Below are 11,754 nucleotides of genomic sequence, written 5' to 3'. Positions count from 1 at the left end.
GCCTTGCGCCAGATCAATTCGGGGCGCGGCGGGCTGATCGACAATTCGTCCGTCACGTTTGCCTACACTCACTGGGGTCAGCCTTGTGCGGCGCCGGGTTCCTGCGCTCTGCGTCTGGACTGAGCCGTTCACCTGCTAACGCGACAGGGAGTCCTCGTGAGCAACTTCGCTACGTCAATTGTCGACCTGCTCAATGGCCTGATCTGGGGCAAGATCCTGATCTGGCTGCTGGTTGGGGCCGGTTTGTACTTCACCCTGCGCCTGGGCGCGATCCAGTTGCGCCATTTCGGCCACACCTTCAGCGTGCTGAAGGGCAGCCGGCAGTCCGACGCGTCCGGCATTTCCTCGTTCCAGGCGCTGTGTACCTCGCTGGCGGCGCGGGTCGGCACCGGCAACGTGGCCGGTGTGGCGGTGGCGATCACCCTGGGCGGGCCCGGGGCAATTTTCTGGATGTGGGTGATCGCGCTGGTCGGCATGGCCACCGGCTTCGTCGAGGCGACCCTGGCGCAGCTGTTCAAGGTCCGCGATGACAAGGGCCAGTACCGCGGCGGCCCGGCCTACTACATGGAAAAGGGCTTGGGCGCGCGCTGGCTGGGCGTGTTGTTTTGCCTGTTCCTGATTCTCGCGTTCGGCTTCGTGTTCAACTCGGTACAGGCCAACACCATCAGCGGCGCGCTGCTCGGGGCGTTCGACGTGCCGTTGTGGCTGTCTGGCATTGCCCTGGTGATCATTACCGCGCTGATCATCTTCGGTGGACTGCGTTCGATCGCGCGCTTCTCCGAGCTGGCGGTGCCGTTCATGGCCGTCGCCTACCTGCTGGTGGCGCTCGGGTTGATCGTCGCCAACTTCAGCGCGCTGCCCGGCGTCCTCGCCCTGATCGTCAAGAGCGCGTTCGGTTGGCACGAGGCGGCGGCCGGCGGCGTCGCCGCGGCGATCATGAACGGCTTCAAGCGTGGCCTGTTCTCCAACGAGGCGGGCATGGGCTCGGCGCCCAACGCCGCGGCCTCGGCCACTCCCTATCCGCCGCACCCGGCCTCGCAGGGCTATGTGCAGATGGCCGGGGTGTTCATTGACACGCTGCTGATCTGCACCGCCTCGGCGGCGATCATCCTGCTCGCCGGGCCGCAGCCGGGCGAGGGCATCCTGCTGGTGCAGAACGCCCTGACCAGCCAGGTCGGTGACTGGGGCAAGTATTTCCTCGCGGTGATCATCCTGTTCTTTGCCTTCACCTCGATCGTCGCCAACTACTTCTATGCCGAGAACTGCCTGGTGTTCCTCGAGCACAACCATCCGGCCGGCCTGCTGATCTTCCGCCTCGTGGTGCTGGCGATGGTGATGTTCGGCGCGATGGCGTCGCTGCCATTCGTGTGGAACCTCGCCGACGTGTCGATGGGTCTGATGGCGATCACCAACCTGATCGCGATCCTGCTGCTGTCCAATCTGGCGATCAAGCTGGCCAAGGACTACAACGCCCAGCGCCGCGCCGGCAAGCTGCCGACCTTCGATGCCAGTCAGTACCCGGAGGTGCAGGCCAAGCTCGAGCCGGGAATCTGGGACGATAAGACGCGCTGAGCTGTCGTTTCGATCAGGGCCCGGTACAATCCGGGCCTTGTCGTTTTTGCGTCTCGCATAGGATCACCATGGCCGTTTCCTTCGTTCACCTGCGTCTGCACACCGAGTTCTCCCTGGTCGACGGCCTGGTGCGGGTCAAACCGCTGGTCAAGTCGGTGGCCGCGGCGGGGATGCCGGCGGTGGCGGTGACCGACCAGAGCAACATGTGCTCGCTGGTGAAGTTCTACAAGACCGCCATGGGCGGCGGCATCAAGCCGATCTGTGGCGCCGACATCTGGCTGGCCAGCGAAGACGAGGATGGCCCGCTGAGCCGCCTGACTCTGCTGGCGATGAATGCCCAGGGCTACCGCAACCTCACCGAACTGATCTCGCGCGGCTGGACCGATGGCCAGCGCAATGACCTGGTGATCATCGAGCGCGCCTGGGTCAAACAGGCCGCCGACGGCCTGATCGCGCTGTCCGGCTCCAAGGAAGGCGAGATCGGCCATGCCCTGCTCAGCGGCGATGCGGCCGCCGCCGAGGCGCTGCTGGCCGAGTGGCAAGCGGTGTTCCCTGGGCGCTTCTACCTCGAGGTGCAGCGCACCAGTCGGCCGGGCGACGAAGAGCACCTGCACGCCGCCGTGGCGCTGGCCGGTCGTTGTGGCGGCGCGCTGGTGGCGACCAACGACGTGCGCTTCCTCAAGCAGGGCGACTTCGAGGCCCACGAGACGCGCGTGTGCATCGGCGAAGGGCGCGCCCTCGATGACCCGCGGCGTCCGCGCAACTATTCCGACCAGCAGTACCTGAAGAGCCCCGAGGAAATGTGGGAGCTGTTCAGTGACCTGCCCGAGGCGCTGGAAAACACCGTCGAGATCGCCAAGCGCTGCAACATCGAAGTGCAGCTGGGTAAATACTTCCTGCCTGACTTCCCCACGCCGAATGGCATGGGCATCGACGACTACCTGCGCCACGTGTCCTTCGAAGGCCTGGAAGAGCGCCTGGCGGTACTCTGGCCGCAGGACACCACGCCCAACTACGAAGAGAAGCGGCAGATCTACATCGATCGCCTCAACTTCGAACTCGACATCATCATCCAGATGGGCTTCCCCGGTTACTTCCTCATCGTGATGGACTTCATCAAATGGGCGAAGAACAACGGCGTGCCGGTCGGCCCCGGCCGGGGGTCGGGCGCCGGCTCGCTGGTCGCCTACGTGCTGAAGATCACCGACCTCGACCCGCTGGCCTACGACCTGCTGTTCGAACGTTTCCTCAACCCGGAACGGATCTCCATGCCCGACTTCGACGTCGACTTCTGCATGGACGGCCGCGACCGGGTGATCGACTACGTGGCCGAGGCCTACGGGCGCAATGCGGTGAGCCAGATCATCACCTTCGGCACCATGGCGGCCAAGGCGGTGGTGCGCGACGTGGCGCGGGTGCAGGGCAAGTCCTACGGCCTGGCCGACCGTCTGTCAAAGATGATCCCCTTCGAGGTCGGCATGACCCTGGAGAAGGCCTTCGAGATGGAGGAACCGCTGCGCGACTTCCTCAAGACCGACGAAGAGGCCGCGGAAATCTGGGAAATGTCGCTCAAGCTCGAGGGCATCACCCGCGGTACCGGCAAGCACGCGGGGGGCGTGGTGATCGCGCCGACCAAGCTCACCGACTTCTCGCCGATCGCCTGCGATGAAGAGGGTGCCGGCCTGGTCACCCAGTTCGACAAGGATGACGTCGAGGCGGCGGGCCTGGTCAAGTTCGACTTCCTCGGCCTCCGCACCCTGACCATCATCAAGTGGGCGATGGAGACCATCAACCGCGAGCAGGCCAAGCAGGGCCTGCCGGACCTGAACATCGACTTCATCCCGCTGGACGACAAGCCGACCTACCAGCTGCTGCAGAAGGCCGAGACCACTGCGGTGTTCCAGCTTGAATCGCGCGGCATGAAGGAGCTGATCAAGAAGCTCAAGCCGGACTGCCTGGAAGACCTCATCGCCCTGGTGGCGCTGTTCCGTCCCGGCCCGCTGCAGTCGGGCATGGTCGACGACTTCATCAACCGCAAGCACGGCCGCGCCGAGCTGGCTTATCCGCACCCCGACTACCAGTACGAAGGCCTCAAGCCGGTGCTGGCGCCGACCTACGGGATCATCCTGTACCAGGAACAGGTGATGCAGATCGCCCAGGTGATGGCCGGCTACACCCTGGGCGGCGCCGACATGCTGCGTCGCGCCATGGGTAAGAAGAAGCCCGAGGAAATGGCCAAGCAACGCGGCGGCTTCATTGAAGGCTGCGCCAGCAACGGCATCGATGGCGACCTCGCCGGCAACATCTTCGACCTGGTGGAAAAGTTCGCCGGCTACGGCTTCAACAAGTCGCACTCGGCCGCCTACGGCCTGGTCTCCTACCAGACCGCCTGGCTGAAGACCCACTTCCCGTCGCCGTTCATGGCCGCCGTGCTGTCGGCGGATATGCACAACACCGAGAAGGTCGTGACGCTGATCGAGGAGTGCCGCAGCATGAAGCTGCGCATCCTCGCGCCGGACGTGAACAACTCCGAGTTCAAGTTCACCGTCGATGCCGACGGGCGCATCGTCTATGGCCTCGGCGCGATCAAGGGCGTCGGCGAGGGGCCGGTGGAGGCCATCGTCGAGTGCCGCAGCGAAGGCGGTCCGTTCAAGGACCTGTTCGACTTCTGCAATCGCGTCGATCTCAAACGCATCAACAAGCGCACCCTCGAGGCGCTGATCCGCGGCGGCGCGCTGGATCGCCTGGGGCCGTACTTTCACGATGAGGTCAAGGCTTACCAGGCCAACGTCGACCGCAACCGCGCCGTGCTGTTGGCGGCGATGGAGGAGGCGGTGCAGGCCGCCGAGCAGACCGCGCGCAGCCACGACAGCGGTCACATGGACCTGTTCGGCGGGCTGTTCGCCGAGCCTGAGGCCGACGTCTACGCCAACCACCGCAACGCCCGCGAGCTGTCGCTGAAAGAGCGCCTGAAAGGCGAGAAGGACACCCTTGGCCTGTACCTCACCGGTCACCCGATCGACGAGTACGAGGGCGAGGTGCGCCGCTTCGCCCGGCAGCGCATCGTCGAGCTGAAGCCGGCGCGCGACACCCAGACGGTCGCCGGGCTGATCGTCAACCTGCGGGTGATGAAGAACAAGAAGGGCGACAAGATGGGCTTCATCACCCTCGACGACCGTTCCGGGCGCATCGAGGCGTCGCTGTTCGCCGAGGCGTTCGCCAGCAACCAGGCGTTGCTGCAGAACGACGCAATGGTGGTGGTCGAAGGCGAGGTCAGCAACGACGACTTCTCCGGCGGCCTGCGCCTGCGCGCCAAGCGCGTGATGAGCCTGGAAGAGGCGCGCACCGGCCTGGCCGAAAGCCTGCGCCTGCGGGTGCGAGCCGACGCGCTGAAAGGCGATCGTCTGCGCTGGCTGGGCGAGCTGTGCAGCCGTCATCGCGGCGCCTGCCCGCTGACCTTGGACTACACCGGCTGCGAAGCCAAGGCCGTGCTGCAGTTCGGCGAGGCCTGGCGCATCGATCCGGCCGACACTTTGATTCAAGCGCTGCGTGACCAGTTCGGGCGAGACAACGTCTTTCTCCACTACCGCTGATAACGGACGGCCAACGTTCCGCTATCGGATGCGAAATTCCGGCGGCTGGCGGCGAAAATCGCCAGTTGCCCGATTGAGTCTCGACCTGAATGCGCCTGTCCCGTAAGGTAAGGCGCTCAACGGAATCAGCCGCCCGGCCGCCTGGCCGTCGACGCAAGACGGATGCCTATGAACCCGAACTTCCTCGATTTCGAACAGCCGATCGCCGACCTGCAAGCCAAGATCGAAGAGTTGCGCCTGGTCGGCAACGACAACTCTCTGAACATCAGCGACGAGATCTCTCGTCTGCAGGACAAGAGCAAGTCGCTCACCGAGAGCATCTTCGGCAATCTCACCAGTTGGCAGATCGCCAAGTTGGCCCGCCATCCGCGCCGGCCGTACACCCTCGACTACCTGCAGCACATCTTCACCGAGTTCGAAGAGCTGCACGGTGACCGGCATTTCTCCGACGATGCCGCGATCGTCGGTGGCGTCGCCCGTCTGGATGGCCAGCCGGTGATGGTCATCGGTCACCAGAAGGGCCGCGAAGTGCGCGAGAAGGTGCGTCGCAACTTCGGCATGCCGCGTCCGGAAGGCTACCGCAAGGCCTGCCGCCTGATGGAAATGGCCGAACGCTTCAAGCTGCCGATCCTCACCTTCATCGACACCCCGGGTGCCTACCCGGGTATCGATGCCGAGGAGCGTAACCAGAGCGAGGCGATTGCCTGGAACCTGCGGGTGATGGCGCGCCTGAAGACCCCGATCATCGCCACGGTGATCGGCGAGGGCGGCTCTGGCGGCGCACTGGCCATCGGTGTCTGCGACCAGCTGAACATGCTGCAGTACTCGACCTACGCGGTGATCTCGCCGGAAGGCTGTGCCTCGATCCTCTGGCGCACTTCCGACAAGGCTCCGGAGGCCGCCGAGGCGATGGGCATCACCGCCGAGCGCCTGAAGGACCTCGGTATCGTCGACCAGGTGATCGGCGAGCCGCTGGGTGGCGCGCACAGCGACCACGCGGCGATGGCGGCCTCGGTGCGCGAAGCGCTGATCAGCCAGCTGGCCGGCCTGCGCAAGCTGGATGCCGACAAGCTGCTGGCGCGCCGCTACGAGCGCCTGATGAGCTATGGCGTGGCCTGATCCACGTCTGCGCTACAAGACAACGGGCCTGCGGGCCCGTTGTTGTTTTAAGCTTGGCCGATGAACGACCTCTCAACCCGCCTGCTGCAAGCCCTGGCGCCCTGGCATGACGCGCCGGCGTGGCGCGTCGCGCTGTCCGGCGGTCTCGACTCCACGGTGCTTCTGCACCTGCTGGCCGGCCTGGCCCGTGAGCATGCGCTTCCGCCGCTCAGCGCCCTGCATGTCCATCACGGCCTGCAGGCCGCCGCCGATTCCTGGCCGGCGCATTGCCAGAATCTGTGCGACGCCCTCGGCGTGCCGTTGCAGGTGCTCCGGGTGCGCGTCGAGGCCGGCGCCAGCCTGGAGCGCGCCGCGCGCGAGGCACGTTATGCCGCCTTGGCGGCGTGCCTGGCCCGCGAGGAGGTGCTGTTGACCGGGCAGCATCGCGATGATCAGGCGGAAACCCTGCTGTTTCGTCTGCTGCGCGGCGCCGGCGTGCGCGGCCTGGCGGGCATGGCGGTGCAGCGCCCGCTGCAGCTCGGCAGCCTGGTGCGGCCTTTGTTGGGCTGCTCGCGCATCGAACTGGAGCGCTATGCACGCGAGGCGGGGTTGGAGTGGGTCGAGGACCCGTCCAATCGCGATACCCGCTTGGCCCGCAACTACCTGCGCCACGAGGTCGTGCCGCGCCTGCAAGCGCACTGGCCGCAGGTACAGGCCAATCTGGCGCGCGCCGCCGACCACCTGCGTGAGGCGCAGGGCCTGCTCGATGAGTTGGCGGAAAGTGATCTTGCCGCCGCGCAAGGCCCTGCCGGGCTGGACTGGCTGACGCTGCCGTCGCTGGCCCTCGCGCCGCTGACGCAGCTGTCACCGGCGCGCCAGCGCAATGCGTTGCGGCACTGGCTGGCCGGGCGCACCTTGCTGCCGGACAGCGCGCACTGGGCCGGCTGGGAGGCGTTGCGTGACGCCGGTGCGGATGCCCGGCCGCTGTGGCGCCTGGCGCAGGGCGAACTGCACCGTGCCGCTGGTCGGTTGTGGTGGCTGAGTGGTGACTGGTTGCAGGCGCCGGCTACGCCGCCCGTCTGGACGCAGCCCGCCGAAACCTTGCCGCTGCCGGGCAACGGCCGTCTGCATCTCCTTGGCGAGGTGCCGCCTGGCGCGTTGCAGGTGCGCTATCGGCAGGGCGGCGAGGCGCTGACACTAGCCGGGCGCGGCACGCGCGACCTCAAGCGCCTGCTCAACGAAGCGGCGGTACCGGCATTCCTGCGCGGGCATCTGCCGCTGCTCTACCGCGGTGATCAGCTGCTCGCCGTGGCCAACCTACCGCAGCTCAAGCAGGCCGGGGAGGGCGACTATCGACTGCTCTGGCAGGTACCGACGAATGACCAAGGTTTGAGCTGAAAGCGCCTTTGCCGTAGACTACGCTCCCGTCTAACAAAGCCTTCGCTGATTCCCTCGGAATCGGCGGTGCTTGCATTTTCAAAGGTAGTGGGCAGGCTCTGGCCTTCCTTCGCATCTCCGGCGGCGCCGACCGCCTAAACGCTGACTTCTAGGGTTCTTCATGACGCGCTATATCTTCGTCACGGGCGGTGTTGTTTCTTCATTGGGGAAAGGCATCGCCTCGGCTTCTTTGGCGGCCATCCTGGAGGCGCGGGGCCTGAAGGTCACGATGCTCAAGCTCGACCCCTACATCAACGTCGATCCGGGCACCATGAGCCCGTTCCAGCATGGCGAAGTCTTCGTCACCAAGGACGGCGCTGAGACCGACCTCGACCTGGGGCACTACGAGCGCTTCATCCGCACCACCATGACCCAGGACAACAACTTCACCACCGGCCGCGTCTACGCCGACGTGCTGCGCAAGGAGCGCCGTGGTGACTACCTGGGCGCGACCATCCAGGTCATTCCGCACATCACCGACGAGATCAAGCGTCGCATCATCAAGGGCGCCGGCGATGCCGACGTGGCCCTGGTGGAGATCGGCGGCACGGTCGGTGACATCGAGTCGCAACCCTTCCTCGAGGCGATCCGTCAGCTGCGGGTGGAAGTCGGCGCCAAGCGCGCCATGCTGATGCACCTGACCCTGGTGCCGTACATCGCCACCGCTGGCGAGACCAAGACCAAGCCGACCCAACACTCGGTGAAGGAGCTACGCTCCATCGGTCTGCAGCCGGACGTGCTGATCTGCCGTTCCGACCACGAGGTCGACCTGTCCTCGCGCCGTAAGATCGCCCTGTTCACCAACGTTGAAGAGCGCGCGGTGATCGGTCTGGAAGACGTCGACACCATCTACAAGATTCCGTCGGTGCTGCACGCCCAAGGCCTGGACGATTTCGTCGTCGAGCGCTTTGGTCTGGAATGCGGCCCGGCCGATCTCTCCGAATGGGATCGCGTGGTCGATGCCAAGCTCAACCCGGAGAAAGAAATCACCATCGCCATGGTCGGCAAGTACATGGAGCTGCTGGACGCCTACAAATCGCTGATCGAAGCGATGAGTCACGCCGGTATCCAGAACCGCACCAAGGTGAGCATCCGCTACATCGATTCGGAAGACATCGAGAACCAGGGCACCGCGCTGCTGGAAGGCGTCGACGCGATTCTGGTACCCGGCGGCTTCGGTCTGCGCGGCGTGGAAGGCAAGATCAAGACCGTGCAGTACGCCCGTGAGAACAAGATTCCCTACCTGGGCATCTGCCTGGGCATGCAGGTGGCGGTCATCGAGTACGCACGCAATGTGCTCGGCTGGTCCGCGGCCAACTCCACCGAGTTCGACCTGCACAGCGATCACCCGGTCATCGGCCTGATCACCGAGTGGCAGGATGCCGCCGGCACCACCGAAGTGCGTACCGAGACCTCCGATCTGGGCGGCACCATGCGCCTGGGTGCGCAGGAGTGCCAGCTGGAAGCCGGTTCGCTGGTGCACGACTGCTACGGCAAGGACGTGATCGTCGAGCGCCACCGCCATCGCTACGAGGTTAACAACAACCTGCTGCCGGAACTGAAGGCCGCTGGCCTGAAGGTCACCGGTCGCTCCGGTGACGGCGCGCTGGTGGAAGTGGTCGAGGCGCCGGATCACCCGTGGTTCGTGGCTTGCCAGTTCCACCCCGAGTTCACTTCGACCCCGCGTGACGGCCACCCGCTGTTCAGTGGCTTCGTCAACGCCGCCCTGGCGCAGAAAGCGAAGAAGGCCTAAGCGCATGGCACAGAAGATCATCCGCGTTGGCGACATCGAGATCGCCAACGACAAGCCGTTCGTGCTGTTTGGCGGCATGAATGTGCTGGAGTCGCGTGACCTGGCGCTGAAAGTCTGCGAAGAGTACGTGCGGGTCACCGAGAAACTCGGCATCCCCTACGTGTTCAAGGCCAGCTTCGACAAGGCCAACCGCTCCTCGATCACCTCGTTCCGTGGCCCGGGCCTGGACGAGGGCATGAAGATTTTCGAGGAAGTGAAGAAGACCTTCGGCGTACCGGTGATCACCGACGTGCACGAGCCGTATCAGGCTGCGCCGGTCGCCGAAGTCTGCGACATCATCCAGCTGCCGGCATTCCTCTCGCGGCAGACCGACCTGGTCGTGGCGATGGCCAAGACCGGTGCGGTGATCAACATCAAGAAGGCCCAGTTCCTCGCGCCGCAGGAGATGAAGCACATCCTGACCAAGTGCGAGGAGGCTGGTAACGATCAGCTGATCCTCTGCGAACGCGGCTCATCGTTCGGCTACAACAACCTGGTCGTCGACATGCTGGGCTTCGGCATCCTCAAGCAGTTCGAGTACCCGGTGTTCTTCGACGTCACCCATGCCCTGCAGATGCCAGGCGGGCGTGCCGACTCCGCTGGCGGCCGTCGCGCCCAGGTCACCGATCTGGCCAAGGCCGGCATGAGCCAGGGCCTCGCCGGACTGTTCCTCGAAGCGCATCCGGACCCGGATAACGCCAAGTGCGACGGCCCGTGCGCGCTGCGTCTGGACAAGCTGGAGCCGTTCCTCGCCCAGCTCAAACAGCTGGACGAACTGGTCAAGAGTTTTCCGCCGATTGAGACTGCCTGAGCAGGCATTTCTCCGGTAAAGTGCCGCACGGACACGAATTGACTGCCTGGTCAGAATCCGTGCGCCCGCCTAGGGCTGCTGCTTTTTCGTCAACTTTGGAGTGCTAACAACAATGGCAAAGATCGTCGACATCAAGGGCCGTGAGGTTCTCGACTCCCGTGGTAACCCCACTGTAGAAGCCGATGTAATCCTCGAAAACGGCATCATCGGCAGCGCCTGTGCGCCGTCCGGTGCTTCCACCGGTTCGCGCGAAGCGCTGGAACTGCGTGATGGCGACAAGAGCCGTTACCTGGGCAAGGGCGTCCTGAAGGCCGTGGCCAACATCAACGGCCCGATCCGTGACCTGCTGCTGGGCAAAGATGCCTGCGAGCAAAAGTCCCTCGACCTGGCGATGATCGACCTGGACGGCACCGAGAACAAAGGCAAACTGGGCGCCAACGCCATCCTCGCCGTGTCCCTGGCCGCCGCCAAGGCCGCTGCGCAGGCCAAGGGTGTGCCGCTGTACGCGCACATCGCCGACCTGAACGGCACTCCGGGCCAGTACTCCATGCCGGTGCCGATGATGAACATCATCAACGGCGGCGAGCACGCCGATAACAACGTCGACATCCAAGAGTTCATGGTTCAGCCGGTTGGCGCCAAGACCTTCTCCGATGCGCTTCGCATGGGCACCGAGATCTTCCATCACCTGAAAGCCGTGCTGAAGGCTCGTGGCCTGAGCACCTCGGTCGGTGACGAAGGCGGCTTCGCGCCGAACCTGGCCTCCAACGAAGACGCCCTGGCTGCCATCGCCGAAGCCGTGGCCAACGCCGGTTACAAGCTGGGCAGCGACGTGACCCTGGCGCTGGACTGCGCTTCCTCCGAATTCTTCGAAGACGGCCAGTACGACCTGGCCGGCGAAGGCAAAGTGTTCAGCGCCGAAGGTTTCGCCGACTACCTGGCCGGTCTGACCCAGCGCTACCCGATCATCTCCATCGAAGACGGCATGGACGAGTCCGACTGGGCGGGCTGGAAAGTGCTCACCGACAAGATCGGCGAGAAGGTCCAGCTGGTCGGTGACGACCTGTTCGTCACCAACACCAAGATCCTCAAGCGCGGCATCGACGAGTCGATCGGCAACTCGATCCTGATCAAGTTCAACCAGATCGGCTCGCTGACCGAGACTCTGGAAGCCATCCAGATGGCCAAGGCCGCTGGCTACACCGCGGTGATTTCGCACCGTTCCGGTGAAACCGAAGACAGCACCATCGCCGACCTGGCGGTGGGTACCGCTGCTGGGCAGATCAAGACCGGTTCGCTGTGCCGCTCCGACCGCGTGTCCAAGTACAACCAACTGCTGCGTATCGAAGAGCAATTGGGCGGAAAGGCACCCTATCGTGGCCGTGCCGAGTTCCGCGGCTAAGCCGGGAATGGTAAAAGGGCAGCGCAAGCTGCCCTTTTTCTATGGATAT

Annotated in this window: 7 protein-coding genes; all 7 read left to right on the top strand. The window is 64.8% G+C overall.

Features of this window, described 5'->3' with window-relative positions; genetic code table 11:
* Positions 1–156 precede the first annotated feature (156 nt).
* The 7 genes from JQX08_RS03885 to eno all read left to right on the top strand — a co-directional run bounded on the left by JQX08_RS03885 (position 157) and on the right by eno (position 11,705).
* A complete protein-coding gene (locus tag JQX08_RS03885; RefSeq protein ID WP_204914858.1) occupies positions 157–1,572 on the top strand; it encodes an amino acid carrier protein in 1,416 nt (471 codons plus the stop codon).
* Positions 1,573–1,640: 68 nt separating this feature from the next.
* Positions 1,641–5,165 (top strand): DNA polymerase III subunit alpha, encoded by a 3,525-nt coding sequence (gene dnaE, locus JQX08_RS03880; RefSeq protein WP_204914856.1) that lies wholly within the window; start codon positions 1,641–1,643, stop codon positions 5,163–5,165.
* A 168-nt stretch (positions 5,166–5,333) separates the two neighbouring features.
* On the top strand, positions 5,334–6,284 hold the full coding sequence (locus tag JQX08_RS03875) for an acetyl-CoA carboxylase carboxyltransferase subunit alpha (protein WP_204914854.1): 951 nt from the start codon (positions 5,334–5,336) through the stop codon (positions 6,282–6,284).
* Between the two features lie 60 nt (positions 6,285–6,344).
* Positions 6,345–7,661: a tRNA lysidine(34) synthetase TilS gene (gene tilS / locus JQX08_RS03870; protein ID WP_204914852.1), complete on the top strand. Its 1,317-nt coding sequence runs from the start codon at positions 6,345–6,347 to the stop codon at positions 7,659–7,661.
* A 160-nt stretch (positions 7,662–7,821) separates the two neighbouring features.
* Positions 7,822–9,453 carry a CTP synthase gene (pyrG, locus tag JQX08_RS03865; protein WP_204914850.1) on the top strand — a complete coding sequence of 544 codons (1,632 nt, stop codon included), beginning with the start codon at positions 7,822–7,824 and terminating at the stop codon, positions 9,451–9,453.
* A 4-nt stretch (positions 9,454–9,457) separates the two neighbouring features.
* Positions 9,458–10,303, top strand: coding sequence for a 3-deoxy-8-phosphooctulonate synthase (gene kdsA, locus JQX08_RS03860; RefSeq protein WP_204914848.1), 846 nt, complete (start codon positions 9,458–9,460; stop codon positions 10,301–10,303).
* A gap of 112 nt (positions 10,304–10,415) precedes the next feature.
* Positions 10,416–11,705: a phosphopyruvate hydratase gene (gene eno, locus JQX08_RS03855; protein WP_204914846.1), complete on the top strand. Its 1,290-nt coding sequence runs from the start codon at positions 10,416–10,418 to the stop codon at positions 11,703–11,705.
* Positions 11,706–11,754: the final 49 nt, after the last annotated feature.

Origin of the sequence: Zestomonas insulae, assembly GCF_016901015.1 — a bacterium.
GTDB lineage: Bacteria > Pseudomonadota > Gammaproteobacteria > Pseudomonadales > Pseudomonadaceae > Aquipseudomonas > Aquipseudomonas insulae.
The sequence above is the reverse complement of the archived record's forward strand: the minus strand, read 5'-3'. Positions and strand labels throughout refer to the sequence as shown.